Origin of the sequence: Rudaea cellulosilytica DSM 22992, from assembly GCF_000378125.1 — a bacterium.
In the GTDB taxonomy this organism is placed as follows: domain Bacteria; phylum Pseudomonadota; class Gammaproteobacteria; order Xanthomonadales; family Rhodanobacteraceae; genus Rudaea; species Rudaea cellulosilytica.
The window spans coordinates 980,091-997,341 of sequence record NZ_KB899241.1 but is presented as its reverse complement, the minus strand read 5'-3'; the positions used below and the strand labels follow the sequence as shown (position 1 = coordinate 997,341).

Sequence of the window (17,251 nt, the reverse complement as noted above, 5' to 3'; positions counted from 1 at the left end):
CAGCGTCGCCTTCAGGGCGAAGTTAAGCATCGAGATCGGGAATAAGCTTCGATTCCAGATACGCGATCATGTCCTTCAAGCGCAGCTTGCGCACTTTCATGCGCTTGAGGCGCAGTTCGTCGCCGTGCGCGCTCGCGGCCAGTGCGGCGATCGCCGCATCGAGATCGCGGTGCTCGACACGCAGTTCGACGAGCTGACGGGTGATTTCGGAAGGATCGAGCGGCACGGAAAACGTCCTTGCACGAGGCGATTCTAGTTTAGCGCGGTTCGTCGCCCACGGATGACCGCGGCGGGCTCGTGCGGTGCGTGCGCCGGCGCGAGGATGTAATCTCGCAGTCTTTCCCCGCGAGCTCGAGCCGCCATGCACGCCCTGATCGAAACGCGCCGCGCCGCCAAGGCGATTCCGCTGATTGCGGTGACGAAAGCGACGCTGCGCGCCACTGCCGCCAAGCTCGGCAAGAGCGCGACCAATTGGATTGCGGCGAACGGCTTCGACGCATCGCCCGGCACGTTCTGCCTGTTGCCCGATGCCCAAGGCAACGCCCGGCGCGTCCTCGCCGGCATCGCCGCGGTTGACGATCTCTACGCACTGGCCGGCCTGCCGTTGCGCCTGCCCGTGGGCAGCTACCGGCTCGACGACGGCGGAATAGCGCTCGATGCCGAGCGTGCGGCGTTGGGCTGGGGCCTCGGCGCGTATCAGTTCACGCGCTACCGCAGCCCGGCGCGCGTGCCGGCGAAGCTCGCCGTCGACGGCGCCGTCCTGCGTGCGGTCGAAGCGCGGCTCGCCGCGTCATCGCGCGTGCGCGACCTGGTCAACACGCCGACCGAGGACATGGGGCCGGCGGAACTCGCTGCCGATGTGAAATCGCTGGCCGCCGCGCACGGCGTCGAATTCCGCGAGTGGGTGGGCGATGATCTGCTGCGCGACAATTTCCCGACGATCCACGCCGTCGGCCGCGCGAGTCACCGCGCGCCGCGCCTGGCCGAGTTGCGCGCGGGCGAGGCTAGGCACCCGCATGTGGTCGTCGTCGGCAAAGGGGTCTGCTTCGATACGGGTGGTCTTGATCTCAAATCCGCCGACGGCATGCGCTGGATGAAGAAGGACATGGGCGGCGCCGCGCATGCGATCGCGCTGGCCGACCTGATCCTGCGCGCGAAGCTGCCGCTGCGCCTGACCTTGTTGATTCCGGCGGTCGAGAACGCAGTCGCCGGCAACGCCTATCGTCCCGGCGAGGTGATCCGCACGCGTGCCGGGCTGACCGTCGAGATCGACAACACCGATGCCGAAGGCCGCCTCGTGCTTTGCGACGCGCTGACCTACGCGAGCGAGTCGAAACCGGATCTGATCGTCGATTTCGCGACGCTGACCGGCGCCGCGCGTGTCGCGCTCGGCCCCGATCTGCCGGCGCTATTCGGCAACCGCGAGGATCTCGCGCAGGCTGCGGTCGCCGCGGGTCGTCGCGAGCAGGATCCGCTCTGGCACATGCCGCTGTGGGCGCCGTACCGGGCGATGCTCGATTCGCGCGTGGCCGATCTGGCCAACGCCGGCCCGTCCAAGCATGCCGGCGCAATCACCGCCGCGCTCTATCTCGAGCGCTTCGTGCCGCAGACGATTCCGTGGCTGCATCTGGACACCTACGCTTGGAACGACGCCGACAAGCCGGGCCGGCCCGCGGGCGGCGAGGCGCTCGGCCTGCGCGCGATCTTCGCACTGCTCGCGCAGCGCTATCGCGGGTGAAGCCAGGCCGCAGGCCTTACAATAGCGGCCTGTTCCGGTTTTGAATTTCCCATGTCCGCCTTATCCCTCGCGCTGCCCGCGCAGCGCATCGACGCCAACAAGCTGGCCAAACGCCTGCGCCGCCAAGTCGGCCAGGCGATCGCCGACTACAACATGATCGAGGACGGCGACCGGGTCATGGTCTGCCTGTCCGGCGGCAAGGATTCGTACACGCTGCTCGACGTGCTGCGCCAGCTGCAGGCCAAGGCGCCCGTGCGTTTCGAGCTCGTCGCCGTGCATCTCGATCAGAAGCAGCCGGGTTACGATCCCGAGGTCTTGCCGAATTACCTGCGCAGCGTCGAGCAGCCGTTCGAGATCCTCGAACAGGACACCTACAGCGTCGTCCAGCGCGTGATTCCGCAAGGCAAGACCATGTGCGGCCTATGCTCGCGCCTGCGTCGCGGCGCGCTGTACACGCACGCCGAGCGCGCGGGCTTCACCAAGATCGCGCTCGGCCACCATCGCGACGACATGGTCGAGACGCTGTTCCTCAACATGTTCTACCACTCGCGCCTGAAATCGATGCCGCCGAAGCTGCTGTCGGACGATGGCAAGCACGTGTTGATCCGCCCGCTCGCCTACTGCAAGGAAGTCGATATCGCCGAGTACGCCGAGCAGAAGGCGTTTCCGATCATGCCGTGCAATCTCTGCGGCTCGCAGGAGACGCTGCAACGCAAGGCGATCAAGGCAATGCTGCACGAGTGGGAACGCAAGACGCCGGGTCGCACCGAGAACGTGTTCCGTGCGATGACCTCGATCGCGCCTTCGCAGCTCGCCGATCGCGAGCTGTTCGACTTCGCCGCACTCGGCGCGCGCTCGCCGAATCCGCCACCGAGCATGACCGACTGGCTGCTCGGCGACGGCATCGACGCGTCCGGTTCCTGATTTCACCGATTCCCTCTTTCTGCGCGGGCGTCGCGGCCCGCGCATTTCTTCTGTCTGGAAAATCGCCATGTGGTTTCGCAACCTGACCCTGTTCCGCTTCTCGCCCGCCGTGGCCAAATCGCTCAAATCGCTCGACGGCGATCTCGCCGAGAAGAAGTTGCGCCCATGCGGCCCGGTCGAGCTGGCTACACGCGGATTCATCTCGCCGTTCGGTCGCAACGAGGACGTCTTGACGCACCGGACCGGAGAATTCACCCTTTTGACCATCGGCGCGGAAGACAAACTTCTTCCATCTTCGGTAATTAACGACGAATTAACTACTCGTTTGCAGACAATCGCCGAAAAAACGGGAAGAAAGCCTGGTGGTCGCGAGCGCAAACGACTCAAGGAAGAGGTGTTGACCGACCTGCTTCCACGCGCTTTCATACGCTTGTCAAAGCGGAATGCTTATCTGGATAGCCAGGACGGCTGGTTCGTCGTCGATACCGCGAGCAAGAAAGCCGCCGAAGAAGCCGTCACGCAAGTGCGCGAGGCACTCGGCAGCTTTCCGGCCGTGCCGATGGCGGCCGAGGAATCGCCGCGCGTGCTCATGACGGACTGGCTCGCGCACGGCAAATTGCCGGCGGGTTTGGTGTTGGGCGACGAATGCGAACTGCGCGATCCGGTCGAGTCCGGCGCGATCGTCCGCTGCCGGCGTCAGGAGCTTGAAACGGACGAGGTGCGGGAGCATCTGAAGAGTGGGAAGCAAGTGTTTACGTTGGGGCTGACGTTCGAGGATCGGTTGAATTTCTCGCTGGGCGAGGACCTCGTGGTGCGCAAGTTGCGCTTTCTCGACGTGGTGCAGGATGAACTCGGCGAGGGCGACAAGGAGAGCACCGCCGCCGAACTCGACGCAGTGTTTGCGTTGATGTCTCTGGAATTGAGACGGCTTTTTGCAAAATTTGAGGAATGGTTCGGGTTACCCCGACCATCCGACAAAAAATAGAACAACCCGGTTACGCGACGCCGAGGTATTTATGAGGTTTATCGACATGACCTTGGCAGAGCAAAACAATTATCTCGAACTCTCGACCGACGACGGCGACACGATCAAGGTGTTGCGCGCCGCGCATCCGCGCGCACGGCGCCTACGCCTGACCGTAACTTCGGGTGGCGCGCGCGTGTCATATCCGCCGTCGACGCATCCCGCGCAGGTATTCGCCTTCCTGCGCAAGCACGCGAACTGGCTCGAGCGCAAACTCGACGAACTGCAGATCGAGGACGCACCACCGCCGATTGAGCCGGGGCGGCCCACGCTGATTCCTATGCGCGGCGAGACCAAGCGCCTGGTCTGGCGCGATGGAGCCTTCCCGCACATCGAACTCGACGGCGAAGACCGTCTCGTGCTCACGTTGCCCAAGCCGCACAACAAGCGCACGCTGACCGCCGCACGCTCTTTGCTGCATTCGTTTTTGCAAGCGCAGATCCGCCGCGACGTCTCGCGCCTGCTCGCGCGCTATGTGCCCGAACTCGGCCGCGCACCGACCGGCGTGCGTGTGAAGTCGCTGAAGAGCCTGTGGGGCAGTCTCGACACGCGCGATGCGGTCACGCTCGATCTTGCCCTCGCGCTGGCGCCGCCGGAAGCACTGAAATACGTCGTCGTCCACGAACTCTGCCACCTGCGCTATCGTGACCATTCGCCGCGTTTCTGGGCCCTGGTCGGTTCGCTCTATCCTGACTGGAAGGAACAGCGCGAGTGGCTCAAGGCGCGCGGGCATGCGCTGAAGGCGGAACTGGCGCGGTTGATCGAGGCCGCGTAAGGGTCATTTCTGCGCAAATGCCTCGCCGCCGCTGGCGACCCAAGCCCGTGCACGGCGCTCGACGTTTGGTTAGCATGCGGGCATGAGCGAAAACGATGCGGCCGATCCTCTAAGCGTGTTGCCGGCGCCGGTCGAAAATCCGCCCGCGCCGATGCCTACTCCTCCGCCTCGGCGCGGTACGGGTGGTTTCGGCTGGCTGTTGTTGGTGCTCCTCCTCGCCGCGGCGGGTTACGGTTACTGGCGGCTCCAGGGCATCGAGCAGGGCCACGAAGCGACGGTGCAGACGGAGACTTCCGCCGCGCAGAAGCTGCGCGACGAGGTCGAGGCGTTGCGCCGCAGCGCCGATGCAAGCAAAAGCGAGGCGCAGACACTGCGCACGCGGCTCGACGACACGGCCAAAGTCAACGACTCGCTGCGCGCGCAGGTGCTCGGCCTGTCCGAGCGCGCGCGCCTGTCCGAAGACGCGATCGCGAATCTCGCCGAGAAGCGCCTGTCCGGTCACGATGCGCTGTTGCTCAACGAAGCCGAATTGCTGCTCGTGCTCGCGCAGGAACGCTATGCGCTGTTCACCGATCCAGCGCCTTCGCTGGCTGCGTACCGACTCGCCGACGCGGCGCTGGCGCAGGCCAATGATGCCGCGTTCGCCTCGGTACGGCAGAGCATCAACGCGGAGATCGCGGCACTCGGCGAGCTGCAGGCGAACAATCCGTCGGCGCAGCAGCAGTCGCTGGCACAGTTGCGCGAGTCGCTGGCGCAGCTGCCGACCCGGCAACACGACGAAGAATCCAGCGCGGCCCAACCGGGTTCGCGCTTTGCGCGCGTGTTCGGCCAGTTCATCCGCATCCGCCGCGACGACGATGCGGGCGCCGGCTTCGGACGCAACGATCCACTGCTCGCGCGCACGTTGCTCGACGCGAGTCTGCGCGATGCACAGGCAGCGTTGCTGGTGCACGATGCGCAGCGCTGGCAACAGGCCCTGACCGCAGCGCGTGCACAGCTCGCGCACGACTTCGACACGGCTTCACCCGAAGCAGCGAAAGCGCAGGCGACACTCGATGGTCTGGCGAAAACGGCGATCGCGCCGCCCGCGCCGAACGTGCTCGGCGCAGCGCTCAAGGAACTGCGCAACCTGCGCACGACGCACAGCCTGCAAGCCGCGCCCGCGGCCGAGCCGGCGAAACCCGTCGCACCGGCGCAAGCGGAAGGCCAGTCGTGAGATCGTGGACCGCCGTGCTGTTGTTGTTGATCGTCGCGGTCGCCGCGGCGTGGGGCTGGCACGCGCTCGCGCTCGATCCGGGCGAAGTTCGCCTGCGTTTTGCCGGCTGGCGCATCGAAACGAGTTTCGTGTTCGGCGTGATCGCCGCCTTGCTGCTCTGGGCGATTCTGAGCCTGATCTTCCGTGCCGTGTTCTGGCCGGGTCGCGCCTTGCGCCGGCGTGCGTTGCAGCGCGGACACGAACGCATTGCCGACGGACTCATCGCCGCGGCCGAGGGGCGCCATGCGCAGGCGGCGAAATCACTCGAGCGCGCCGCGCACGTGCAAGCCTTGCAGGCTCCGGCGCTGCTCGAGCGTGCCCGTTCCGCGCATCGGCGGGGCGATGCCGAGCAGGCCAGCGCTGCACTCGATGAAGCGGCGGCGCTCGCGCCGCAGGCCGCGCTTGCGCTGCGCGCCCGCTTCCTGCTCGACGACGGCCGCAATGCCGATGCGCTCGCCTTGCTCAAGGACGCGATGGCGAAAGCGCCGTTGCCGCCCGCGGCGCTGCGTAGCCTGATCGAAGCGGCCGGTCGCGGCGGGGATTCGGCTACGGCACTCGCCGCGCTGTCCGCCTACACGAAAACCCATGCGCTCGCGGACGCGGATTTTGCCGAGCTCGAAACGGACACGCTCGCCGCGGCACTGACGAATGCGCCACGCGCAGACGCGCTGGCGGGCATCTGGTCGGGGCTGAGCCGCGCGCAACGCCAGCGCGAACCGCTCGTGATCGCCTACGCCAGGCGCACCGCCGCGCTCGGCCAGCCGCTTCCCGCGATCGGCGAAATCGAATCCGCGTTGCGTCGTGACTGGTCGGAAAACCTCGTGCGCGCCTACGCCGAACTCGGGCCGTCGGATGTCGCCGCGCGCCTGCGCCAGGCCGAGGGCTGGATCGCGGCGCAGCCTAACAGCGCCGGCTTGATGCTCACCCTCGGCCGCCTGTGCAACCAGAGCGAACTCTGGGGCAAGGCGCGCGAATACCTCGGCCGAGGCCTCGCGATCGCGCCCGATGCACAACTGTGGGAAGCGCTCGGCGATGCCTGCGTCGGGCTCAAGGACGAGGACACCGCGCAGCGCGCGTATCGCAACGCCTTGCGCGCCGCACGCGGCGAAAAGACCGAATCGCTGCCGGACACTCTGCGCGGCACGCTCGACACGCGCGCGAGCGTGGTCGAGCAACGCAGTGCGCACGGTGTGCCCACGCTCGTGCTGCCACGTCAGTAAGGCGGCGCCACACAACACGAACGAAAGGATCGAAGCATGCCGTTGTGGAAAACCCAACCCGATCTCGCCGCAATCAAGCAGGCGAACCAGAAGACGTTGATGAACACGATCGGCATCGAGATCACCGAGATCGGCGAGGATTTCGTGCGCGGCACGATGCCGGTCGACGCGCGCACGCACCAACCCTACGGCATCCTGCACGGCGGCGCCTCGGTCGCGCTCGCGGAAACGCTGGGCAGTTACGCGGCGATGCTGTGCTGCGACCCCGGGTTCTACGCGGTTGGCCTCGACATCAACGCCAACCACGTGCGGGCGGTGGCGAGCGGTAGCGTGACCGGCACCGCGCGGCCGCTGCATGTCGGGCGTTCGACCCAGGTTTGGGAGATCCGCATCGAAGACGAAGTGGGCAAGCTCGTCTGCATCTCGCGGCTGACGATGGCGGTGGTGCCGAAGCAGGCGATTCCCACAAGCTGAATCGGTTCCATCGTTGTTGCATAGCAGCGGTGGCGGTACGAGGCGCGCTTGGCTACCATCGCGACCGATGAATGCCGCGCTCGACAATACCGCCATGCCGCGCCGCGACCTGATGCGGCCGCTACGCTATTTCGTCCGCGTGCCGCTGCTGCTTCTGCATATCGTCATCGCGCCGCCGCTGGCGATCTTCGTATTCTCGCCGCTTGGTGCGAAGCTGCGCGTGCGCGGCGAGCGCTTCGACCATTGGGCGACGCGTTGGTGGTCGGGCGCGCTGATCCGTCGTTTCGGTTTCCGCATCCGGCGCATCGGCGAGCCGTTGCCGGGAGCGACGCTGTTCGTCGCCAATCACGTGTCGTGGATGGACATCGAACTGATGCATAGCCAGCGCATGATGAGTTTCGTCGCGAAAAGCGAGATCGCGCGCTGGCCGTTCGTCGGCTGGCTGGCGACGCGTGCCGGCACGATCTACCACCAGCGTGGTTCGACGCATTCGCTCGCCTCGGTGACGGAAAACGTGGTCGCGCACCTGAAGTCGAGCGGCTCGGCGGGAATATTTCCCGAAGGCGGCACCGGGCCGGGCGACAAGGTACGCACGTTCCATGCACGCATCTTTCAGGTCGCGGTCGATGCGCAGGCACCGATCCAGCCGGTTGCGCTGTGCTACGGCAAAAGTGGAAAAATGGATTTGTCCGTGCCGTTCGGCGCAAACGAAAGTTTCTTCGGCAACTTCGTGCGCTTGCTCGGCGGCCCCGGCATGGATGCCGAGGTGCATTTCCTCGAACCGTTCGCAGTCGACGGCGAGGGCCGGCGAGAGATCGCGGAGACGGCGCGTGCGCGCATCGCGGCGGCGCTGGGCTATGAGTAGCGGAACCGGCCGGTGAGCGCGCTGGAACCTATCTCAAAACTACTGCGCTCGACCCGATTCAAACCAAAATCGGGCGCGCCGGCGGTGCTCGGACTGCGAAGGCAGGAAGCCGAAGCGAACAGCGAAGCTGGCCCGCAGGGCATGCCGCAGGAGCGGCATGTAATCCTCACATACTTGTTTGTATGCTCCGGTTCCTGCGCTCCGGCGATGCGCGAACTGTCTTCGCTCGCTACGTCTTGAGATAGGTTCTAGTGGAAACCTTCCGTCCTCGTCGCTGGCTGCGCAATCCGCATTTGCAGTCGGTGCTCGCGTCGAGCGGCGTGCGCCGCTACTTCTTCCGTCATCGCGGCGCACTGGTCGAAAACGGTGCGACCGAGCACATCCTCGATTGCGGCGACGGTGTACGCCTGCAGGGCTTTCATACGCGCCAGACCGCGCTGCCGCAGCCGCGCGCACTAGTCGTGTTGCTGCACGGCTGGGAAGGCAGCGTGCAGTCGACCTACGTGCGCGGCACGGGCGCGCGCCTGCTTGCCGAAGGCTGCGACCTGTTCCGCCTCAATTTCCGCGACCATGGCGACACGCACCATCTCAACCGCGAGATCTTCCATTCCTGTCGCATCGAGGAAGTGGTCGGCGCGCTCGCCGCGATCGCGGCGGCATTTCCGCAGCGCCCGCTGATCGTCGGCGGTTATTCGCTCGGCGGCAATTTCGCCTTGCGCGCGGCGTTGCGCGCGCGCAAGGCGGGCGTCGAGCTGGCATGGGTGTTCGCGGTCTGCCCGCCGATCAGTCCGAGCGTGGCGATGCGTGCGATCGAGTCATCGCCGGTCTATTCCTACTATTTCCTGCGCAAGTGGCGCAGTTCGCTCAAGCGCAAGCAGGCGTTGTTCCCGCAGGTGACGTTGTTCGCCACGGACGAGTTGCGTGGCAACCTGCGCGAACTGACCCAGAGCCTGGTCAGCCGACATACCGATTTCGGCACGGTGGAAAATTATTTCAACGGCTATTCGATCGCGGGCGATGCGCTGGCGACGCTCGATGTGCCGGCGACGATCCTCACCGCCGCGGACGATCCGATCATTCCGGTCGCCGATTTCCACGCATTGAAGCTTTCAGCGTCGACCGAGCTCGTTATCGTGCCGCACGGCGGTCACTGCGGATTCATCGCCGATACGAGCCTGCGCAGCTGGGCAGAGGATTTTCTCGCCGGGCGAATGAAGGCGCACTTGCCCGATCATTCCGTCTAGAACCTATCTCAAAACTACTGCGCTCGACATTTCGCACGTCGGCGGTGCTCGGAATCCTCACATACTTCTGTGTATGCTCCGGTTCCTGCGCTCCGGCGACGCGCGAACTGGCTTCGCTCGCTACGGTTTGAGATAGGTTCTAGACACGGGTTCCGGTCGCGCTTTTCCCCTATCATGACCGCCTGATTCACGACCACTTTCGGCAATGATCCTTGAAGAAATCCTGCAGCGGCATCGCGATGGCGACATCGCCGCCGCCGAACGCGACTATCGCGACTATCTCGTCGACCACGCAGACGATGTCGACGCTTTGCATTTGCTCGGTGTGCTGTTGCACCAGCGCGGCGACAGTGCGGCCGCGATGGAGCTACTGCGCCGCGCGGTACAGATCGCGCCCGAAGTCGCTCGGCTGCATCTTTCGCTCGGCGGCGTGCTCATGCAGCTCGGCCAGGACGAGGCCGCGCGCGGTGCGTTCCTGCGCGCGCTCGAACTCGACCCGAACCTGGTCGAGGCACACGGCGTGCTCGGCCATCTGCAATTGCGCGACGGTGAACTTGAAGAAGCCGAGAACCGCTTCCGCATCGGGCGCCGCGCGGTCGACGCATTCGAGAATGAGGATCCGCTGATCCTATTGGGCCTCGGCAACGTGCAGCTTGCACGAGGCGACGCCGTGAACGCCGCGAAATTCCTCAGTCGCGCCGCGGAACTGAGGCCCGAAGATGCGGCGATCCAGACCGCGCTCGGGCGAGCCTTCTTCGCGCAGGAGGCGTTCGCCTTCGCCGAGCAAGCATTCACCAATGCCGTGCGCCTGAGTCCGGATTCGACCTTCGCCTGGCTGTTCCTCGCGCGTGCGCGCATGCGCCAGAACAAGGACGAAGTCGCGCGTGACGGCTTCGCCGCGCTGCTCGCCGAAGGCAAGCAGCAGTTTGGCGCGAACGCCGGGCTCGGCGACATCGCGCGCAAGCTCGGGCAGACGGTGAAGGCGCTGAAGTTCTACAAGCGCGCGCTCGAACTCGATCCCGCGCACGCGGGCGCGATCAACGCCTGCGCCTGGTGCATGGAAAAGCTCGGCGATCGCGAGGCCGCCGTACGCTATCTCGCCGACGGCGTGGCGCACTCGCCCGATGCGAACACGTTGCGTCCTCAGCTCGCCTCGCTGCTCGACCAGCTCGGTCGCGGCGACGAAGCGGCACAGGTTCGCGCCGAACTCGCGCGCACGGCGTGACGACGATGGCCGATGCGGAATTCGAGACGCAATTGCAGCACGCGCGCGTTGCCGCGGAGGCCTCTCGCTACGACGAGGCCGACGCCGCTTTCGCTCGTGTCCTCGCGCACGACCCCGACCATCTCGAAGCGTTGAACTATCTTGCCCAGCGCGCATTGCTGGCCGGCCGCGCCGCGCAGGCGGCGGCGATGCTCGAACGTGCGACGACGGTAGAGAAAGGTAGCGCCGAACTATGGAAAAACCTCGGCTTCGCCCGGCTCGCGGCCGGCGATGCACAATCCGCGGCGACGGCACTGGACACGGCGATCGGCCTCGATCCGACGGCTTTTCGCGCGCGCCTGTTCCTCGCCCAAATCCACGAGGGCGCTGGCCGCATGCGTGAGGCCGCAGTGCACTACTTTGGCGCGATCGTCGCTGCGCAGAATCAGGGGTTGTGGCTCGACGAAGCGACCACGCCGCCGGCGATGCGCGCGCGCGTACTGCAAGCGATGGACTTTGCCGATCGCTATCGGCGCGTGACCCTCACCGATGCGCTCGCACCACTGCGTGCGAAACACGGCGACGCGGAACTGGCGCGCGTGATGCGCTGCCTCGATATCTATCTCGGCGAAGCGAGTGCCGACCTGCCCGATTCGCGCCAGCGGCCGAAATTTCTCTATTTTCCCGGCCTGCCGACGACGCCATACTTCGATCGCGCGCTGTTCCCGTGGCATGCGGTGCTCGAAGAAAATGTGGACGTGATCCGGGCGGAACTGCTCGAAGTGCTGCGTGAAGAGCGCGGCATCGCCCCGTTCCTCGGCACCAACGCACTCGACCGCGTCGGCGACCAGCTTGCCGGCACTGAGGCGCCACCGGCCTGGGACGCGTTCTTCTTCTACCGCCACGGCGAGCGATACGACGAGAACTGCGCGCGCTGCCCGCGAACCGCGGCAATTCTCGATTCGCTGCCGATCGTGCGCATCCGCGAACACGCGCCCGAGATCTGTTTCTCGCTGCTGACGCCGGGCACGCACATCCTGCCGCATCGCGGCGTGACCAACACGCGCCTGGTCACGCACCTGCCGCTGATCGTGCCCGACAACTGCGCCATCGTCGTCGGCGGCGAAAAGCGCGAGTGGCGCGAAGGCGAGTGCTTCGCATTCGACGACACGTTCGAGCATGAGGCCTGGAACCGGGGCGCGTCGACGCGCGTGGTCATGCTGATGGACTGCTGGAACCCATATCTGACCGAGGTCGAACGCGAGGCGGTAACGGTGCTGGTCGGCGCGATCGGCGATTTCAACCGTGCGGCGGGCATCAACGACTGACGCCCGCCGCGGAGCGGGCGCTACTCCTGCGGCGCTACATTGAGATAGCCGCCAGCGGCGGCGACGGTGGCCCACAGCTCGGGCTTGAGCCCGAATGAGCGCGTGAAAAGTTCTTCCGCCTTGGGGCGGTCTCCGCTCATCAAATAGTAACTGCCGATTTCGGCGGTGTCGGTCGCGTCTTTGGGCTCTTCGACGAGATAGTGATCGAATAGGGGCTTGGCTTTGTGCCATTCACCGGCTTCGCGATAAACGCGCGCGATGCGCAATTCGTCGCTGGGCTTGTGTTTCTCCGCAAGCACTTGATCGAAGATCGCCTGGCCTTCCGGTTTCATGCCGCCGAGATAGTAGACGCGGCCGATCGCGATACGCTCCCAGCTGCCGTCGCCAGCCTGGGTGCGTGCGGAACCAAGCAGGGCTCGCGCAGCCTCTAGATTGGATTTGCCCTGGAACAGCGAGACGTCGAGCTTTTGCTGCCCGGCGACGCCGATGCCGATGCCGGCGGCGAACACGAGGGTGGCGAGGGCGGTCTGGCGGATTTTCATTGCGACTCCTTGCAAGTGGATGAGGATGAATCCGGCGCAAGCATATCGACGGCTTGCGCGGTATTCCATGCGCGTCGCGGCCGCGCGCGGCAATGGATTTTGTGTTCTGATTGGGTGCCAAATCGGAAAATATTGCACCAAATTAGAGCATTTCCCTGCTGCGGTGCAATTTTCTCAATATTAAATTATTGATAATGAATCAATTTTCTGATTTGGCACATTGATTGCTAAAACATTACCGTCCAATACTTCAATCAAGGAAATCTCCATGTCCGCTAGCTTCAACAAGCTCGTTCAAGACAACAACGTCGAATTCGTCGACCTGCGTTTCGCCGACATGCTCGGCAAGCAGCATCACGTCACCTTCCCGGTCAAGGCGGTCGACGAGAGCTTGTTCGAGGACGGCAAGATGTTCGACGGCTCCTCGATCTCGGGCTGGAAAGGCATCAACGATTCGGACATGGTGCTGATGCCCGATCCGGACAGCGCAATCCTCGATCCGTTCGCCGAAATCCCCACTGTCATCCTCACCTGCGACGTGCTCGAGCCGTCGACGATGCAGGCTTACACGCGTTGCCCGCGTTCGGTGGCCAAGCGCGCCGAGTCGTTCCTCAAGTCGTCTGGTGTTGCCGACACCGCGTTCTTCGGACCGGAGCCGGAGTTCTTCATCTTCGACTCGGTGCGCTACAAGAACGACATGCAGGGCGCGAGCTTCGAGATCCAGTCCGAGGAAGCCGCGTGGAGCACGAACGACAAGTTCGACGGCAGCAACTCGGGCCATCGCCCGAGTGTGAAAGGCGGCTATTTCCCGGTCGCGCCGGTCGATTCGCTGCAGGATCTGCGCAGTGAAATGTGCAAAATCCTCGAGACCTGCGGCCTCACCGTCGAAGTGCATCATCACGAAGTCGCGACTGCCGGCCAGTGCGAGATCGGCACCAAGTTCAACACGCTGACGAAGAAAGCCGACGAGCTGCTCACGCTGAAGTACGTGATCAAGAACGTCGCGCATCGCAACGGCAAGACCGCGACCTTCCTGCCGAAGCCGATCGTCGGCGACAACGGCTCGGGCATGCACGTGCACCAGTCGCTGGCCAAGGGCGGCACCAACCTGTTCGCAGGCGACCTCTACGGCGGCCTGTCGCAGACCGCGCTCTACTACATCGGCGGCATCTTCAAGCACGCGCGCGCGATCAACGCGTTCGCGAACTCGACGACGAACAGCTACAAGCGCCTCGTGCCGGGCTTTGAGGCGCCGGTCATGCTCGCGTATTCGGCGCGCAACCGTTCGGCCTCGTGCCGTATTCCGTTCGTGCACTCGCCGAAGGCGCGCCGCATCGAAGTGCGCTTCCCGGATCCGATGAACACGGGCTACCTCACCTTCGCCGCGCTGATGATGGCCGGCCTCGACGGCATCCTCAACAAGATCGATCCGGGCGCGCCGTCCGACAAGGATCTGTACGACCTGCCGCCGGAAGAAGAGAAGCTGATCCCGACCGTGTGCCACTCGCTCGACCAGGCGCTTGACGCGCTCGACAAGGATCGCGCGTTCCTCAAGGCCGGCGGCGTGTTCAGCGACGACTTCATCGACGCCTACATTGAACTGAAGATGGGCGAAGTGTCGAGGTTCCGCGCGGCGACACACCCGATCGAATACCAAATGTACTACTCGATCTGATGCATGGGCCCCTCGCCTATTGAGGCGAGGGGTTGAAGGTGGGTTCGCTGGCGCAGGGAACCCTCATCCGCCTCGTTCCGGGGAACGTTCTCCGGTAAGTGCGGGGCGGAAGAAGTATACAAGTTCATTTTGGAGATTGAGTACTCACGCTCAGGGCTGAGTGTTGTCTGAAAAAAGGCAGTCGAGGCGCGAAAAAAGCGCAGGGCTGGGGGTGGAACGGAAAACGCGTCGTCCACGATTTGCACGCTTTCTTTCCCCGAAGTTACTGGAGACCTACGTGATGAAGAACCGCCTGACCCTCGCGATCCTCTCCGCCGCCCTGCTTTCGACCGGGGTGCACGCTGAAGATCAAGCCGCAGCACCCGCCGCGCCGACACCGGACTGGACCTTCCCGGGTTCGGTCTCGATCGCCAACGACTACATCTTCCGCGGTCTGACCCAGACCAACACCGAGCCCGCGCTGCAGGCGGGCATCGAGATCGACCATGCCTCGGGCTTCTACGTCGGCACCTGGGGCAGCAACATCAACTGGCTGCACGATTACGTCTCTTCGGTGTCGAGCAGCCTGGAAATCGACCTCTATGGCGGCTATCGCACGAAGATCGCCGACACGATCGGCCTCGATGTCGGCCTGTACGAGTACTACTACCCGGGCGACTATCCGAAGAATGTCGGCTACAAGCTGCCGTACACGCTGGAAGGCTACGTCGCGTTGAGCTACAGCTTCGTCTCGCTCAAGTACTCGCACACGTTCACCAACCTGTTCGGCTTCGCCGGCACCAAGCACTCTGGCTATCTCGATCTGTCGGCCAACTACGAGTTCGTGCCGACGTGGGTGCTCAACGCACATATCGGCCGGCAGAAAGTCGACGGTTTCAGCGCGGCGAGCTACACCGACTACAAGCTCGGCGTGACCAAGAACTTCGACGGCGGCTGGTCGCTCGCCGTCGCCTACTACGACACGAATGCGGACAAGGCTGTTTACACCTTCCCCGACGGCACGTTCCAAGGGCGCTCCACTGGCGTGGCGTCGCTGACCAAGACTTTTTGACCCATTGGAGGCAGCATGAAACTCATCACCGCAATCATCCGGCCGTTCAAGCTCGAGGAAGTGCGTGAAGCACTGACTCAGGCCGGCGTGTCGGGCCTCACCGTCACCGAGGTCAAGGGCTATGGCCGGCAGAAGGGCCATACCGAGCTCTATCGCGGCGCCGAATATGTCGTCGACTTGTTGCCGAAGATCAAGATCGAGGCGGTCGTGCCCGAGGAATTGCTCGAACGCGCGCTCGATGCCGTCATTGCCGGCGCACGCACCGACAAGATCGGCGACGGCAAGATCTTCGTCAGCCCGATCGAACAGGCGCTGCGTATCCGCACCGGCGAAGCCGGGAAGGACGCGCTATGAAGAACACCCACCTTACCCCGAGATCCGCGATGACGACCCTGACTTCGCTGCCGGACTTCCGGCGATTCCTCCCGATCCTCGCCGCGCTGGGCTGCGGCGCGATCGCGCTGTTGCTTGCCCAGCATGGCTACGCTCAGGATGCGGCTGCAGCAGCGGCTCCCGCTGCCGCGGCGACGCCGCCACCCGCGCCGACGCCGAACAAGGGCGATGTCGCCTGGATGCTGACCTCGACGGCTCTCGTGCTACTGATGAGCGTGCCCGCGCTCGCTTTGTTTTACGGCGGCCTCGTTCGCACCAAGAACATGCTCTCGGTGCTGATGCAGGTGTTCGTCGTGTTTTCACTGATCAGCGTGCTCTGGTGCATCTACGGCTACAGCGTCGCGTTCACCGAGGGTAATGCGTTCTTCGGCGGCTTCTCGCGATTGTTCTTGAACGGCACGTTCAATCCGGCCGACGGATCGTTCTCGATGGCAGCGACGTTCTCCAAGGCCACGCCGCTGTACGAGCTGGTCTTCGTCGCGTTCCAGGCGACGTTCGCGGCGATTACCGTCTGCCTGATCCTCGGCTCCATCGTCGAGCGCATCAAGTTCTCCGCGGTACTGATCTTCGCGGTGATCTGGTTCACCTTCAGCTACCTGCCGGTCGCGCACATGGTCTGGTTCTGGCAGGGTCCCGATGCGTACACCGATCCGGCCAAGGCTGATGCGGTCACGGCGACCGCGGGTTACATCTGGCAGATGGGCGCGCTCGACTTCGCCGGCGGCACCGTGGTCCACATCAACGCCGGTATCGCCGGCCTCGTCGGTGCGTTCGTGCTCGGCAAGCGCGTCGGCTACGGCAAGGAAGCGATCAAGCCGCACAGCCTGACGATGACGATGATCGGCGCCTCGTTGCTGTGGTTCGGCTGGTTCGGCTTCAACGCGGGTTCCGCGCTCGAAGCGAACGGCACTGCCGGCCTCGCCTTCATCAACACCTATCTCGCCACTGCCTGCGCGGTGCTGTCGTGGACCTTCGCCGAATGGCTGCTCAAGGGCAAGCCGTCGATGCTCGGCGCGGCCTCGGGTGCGGTTGCCGGCCTCGTCGCGATCACCCCGGCCGCGGGCAACGTCGGCATTCCGGGCGCGTTCGCCATTGGTCTTCTCGCCGGCGTGATCTGCCTGTGGGGCGTGACTGGTCTGAAGAAGCTGATCAAGGCCGACGATTCGCTCGACGTGTTCGGTGTGCACGCGCTCGGCGGCATCAGCGGTGCGCTGCTGACCGGCGTCTTCAATTCGCCGGCGCTCGGCGGCCCCGGTTCGGTGCAGGATTGGGTCAAGATGACGGTCGGTTATCCGGGCATCGGCGCGCAGTTGCTGATCCAGGCCAAGGCGGTCGGCATCACGATCGTGGTGACCGCGGTCGTCGCCTTCATCGCGTTCAAGATCGCGGACCTGATCGTCGGCCTGCGCGTGACCGAGGAAGAAGAGCGCGAAGGTCTCGACATCGCTTCGCATGGCGAGTCGGCCTACGACATGTAATGCGTGTGGGGCGAAACCGGCGGCCTCGCGCCGCCGGTTTTCGTCGAAGAGGTTTCGGCGG

Annotated in this window: 17 protein-coding genes; 15 read left to right on the top strand and 2 right to left on the bottom strand. The window is 64.7% G+C overall.

Going from position 1 to position 17,251, the window contains the following annotated elements:
• Positions 1 to 22 precede the first annotated feature (22 nt).
• On the bottom strand, positions 23 to 226 hold the full coding sequence (locus tag F455_RS0104510; RefSeq protein WP_018972081.1) for a YdcH family protein: 204 nt from the start codon (positions 224 to 226) through the stop codon (positions 23 to 25).
• Positions 227 to 361: 135 nt separating this feature from the next.
• Here F455_RS0104510 and F455_RS0104505 point away from each other — a divergent pair, with 135 nt between their 5' ends.
• The 11 genes from F455_RS0104505 (at position 362) to F455_RS0104455 (ending at position 12,051) form a co-directional block, all read left to right on the top strand.
• Entirely contained in the window at positions 362 to 1,738 is a 1,377-nt protein-coding gene (locus tag F455_RS0104505; protein WP_018972080.1) for a leucyl aminopeptidase family protein, read from the top strand.
• A gap of 51 nt (positions 1,739 to 1,789) precedes the next feature.
• Positions 1,790 to 2,662 carry a tRNA 2-thiocytidine(32) synthetase TtcA gene (ttcA, locus tag F455_RS0104500; RefSeq protein ID WP_018972079.1) on the top strand — a complete coding sequence of 291 codons (873 nt, stop codon included), beginning with the start codon at positions 1,790 to 1,792 and terminating at the stop codon, positions 2,660 to 2,662.
• Between the two features lie 67 nt (positions 2,663 to 2,729).
• Entirely contained in the window at positions 2,730 to 3,647 is a 918-nt protein-coding gene (locus F455_RS0104495) for a recombination-associated protein RdgC (protein ID WP_018972078.1), read from the top strand.
• A gap of 46 nt (positions 3,648 to 3,693) precedes the next feature.
• On the top strand, positions 3,694 to 4,461 hold the full coding sequence (locus F455_RS0104490; RefSeq protein ID WP_018972077.1) for a M48 family metallopeptidase: 768 nt from the start codon (positions 3,694 to 3,696) through the stop codon (positions 4,459 to 4,461).
• Positions 4,462 to 4,543: 82 nt separating this feature from the next.
• Positions 4,544 to 5,677: a uroporphyrinogen-III C-methyltransferase gene (locus F455_RS19755; RefSeq protein ID WP_018972076.1), complete on the top strand. Its 1,134-nt coding sequence runs from the start codon at positions 4,544 to 4,546 to the stop codon at positions 5,675 to 5,677.
• Positions 5,674 to 6,936 carry a heme biosynthesis HemY N-terminal domain-containing protein gene (locus F455_RS0104480; protein ID WP_018972075.1) on the top strand — a complete coding sequence of 421 codons (1,263 nt, stop codon included), beginning with the start codon at positions 5,674 to 5,676 and terminating at the stop codon, positions 6,934 to 6,936. The genes F455_RS19755 and F455_RS0104480 overlap by 4 nt, the downstream gene beginning before the upstream one ends.
• Before the next feature lie 36 nt (positions 6,937 to 6,972).
• Positions 6,973 to 7,410 carry a hotdog fold thioesterase gene (locus tag F455_RS0104475; RefSeq protein ID WP_018972074.1) on the top strand — a complete coding sequence of 146 codons (438 nt, stop codon included), beginning with the start codon at positions 6,973 to 6,975 and terminating at the stop codon, positions 7,408 to 7,410.
• 67 nt (positions 7,411 to 7,477) lie between these two features.
• Positions 7,478 to 8,275, top strand: a complete 798-nt coding sequence (locus F455_RS0104470) for a lysophospholipid acyltransferase family protein (protein WP_018972073.1) — start codon at positions 7,478 to 7,480, stop codon at positions 8,273 to 8,275.
• Positions 8,276 to 8,526: 251 nt separating this feature from the next.
• Positions 8,527 to 9,519, top strand: a complete 993-nt coding sequence (locus F455_RS0104465) for a YheT family hydrolase (RefSeq protein WP_018972072.1) — start codon at positions 8,527 to 8,529, stop codon at positions 9,517 to 9,519.
• 205 nt (positions 9,520 to 9,724) lie between these two features.
• Entirely contained in the window at positions 9,725 to 10,744 is a 1,020-nt protein-coding gene (locus F455_RS0104460; protein WP_018972071.1) for a tetratricopeptide repeat protein, read from the top strand.
• A gap of 5 nt (positions 10,745 to 10,749) precedes the next feature.
• The gene (locus F455_RS0104455; protein ID WP_018972070.1) at positions 10,750 to 12,051 is read left to right on the top strand and encodes an aspartyl/asparaginyl beta-hydroxylase domain-containing protein; all 1,302 of its coding nucleotides are present in this window, start codon (positions 10,750 to 10,752) and stop codon (positions 12,049 to 12,051) included.
• Positions 12,052 to 12,071: 20 nt separating this feature from the next.
• Here the strand turns inward: F455_RS0104455 and F455_RS0104450 are convergent, their stop codons facing one another.
• Positions 12,072 to 12,593, bottom strand: a complete 522-nt coding sequence (locus tag F455_RS0104450; RefSeq protein ID WP_157578439.1) for a tetratricopeptide repeat protein — start codon at positions 12,591 to 12,593, stop codon at positions 12,072 to 12,074.
• A gap of 268 nt (positions 12,594 to 12,861) precedes the next feature.
• Between F455_RS0104450 and glnA the strand changes: the two genes are divergently transcribed.
• The 4 genes from glnA (at position 12,862) to F455_RS0104430 (ending at position 17,190) form a co-directional block, all read left to right on the top strand.
• Complete coding sequence (gene glnA, locus F455_RS0104445; RefSeq protein WP_018972068.1) at positions 12,862 to 14,268, top strand: type I glutamate--ammonia ligase; 1,407 nt, start codon at positions 12,862 to 12,864, stop codon at positions 14,266 to 14,268.
• Positions 14,269 to 14,548: 280 nt separating this feature from the next.
• Positions 14,549 to 15,319: a TorF family putative porin gene (locus F455_RS0104440; RefSeq protein WP_018972067.1), complete on the top strand. Its 771-nt coding sequence runs from the start codon at positions 14,549 to 14,551 to the stop codon at positions 15,317 to 15,319.
• A 15-nt stretch (positions 15,320 to 15,334) separates the two neighbouring features.
• Positions 15,335 to 15,673 carry a P-II family nitrogen regulator gene (locus tag F455_RS0104435; protein ID WP_018972066.1) on the top strand — a complete coding sequence of 113 codons (339 nt, stop codon included), beginning with the start codon at positions 15,335 to 15,337 and terminating at the stop codon, positions 15,671 to 15,673.
• 29 nt (positions 15,674 to 15,702) lie between these two features.
• On the top strand, positions 15,703 to 17,190 hold the full coding sequence (locus F455_RS0104430; RefSeq protein ID WP_018972065.1) for an ammonium transporter: 1,488 nt from the start codon (positions 15,703 to 15,705) through the stop codon (positions 17,188 to 17,190).
• Positions 17,191 to 17,251 lie beyond the last annotated feature (61 nt).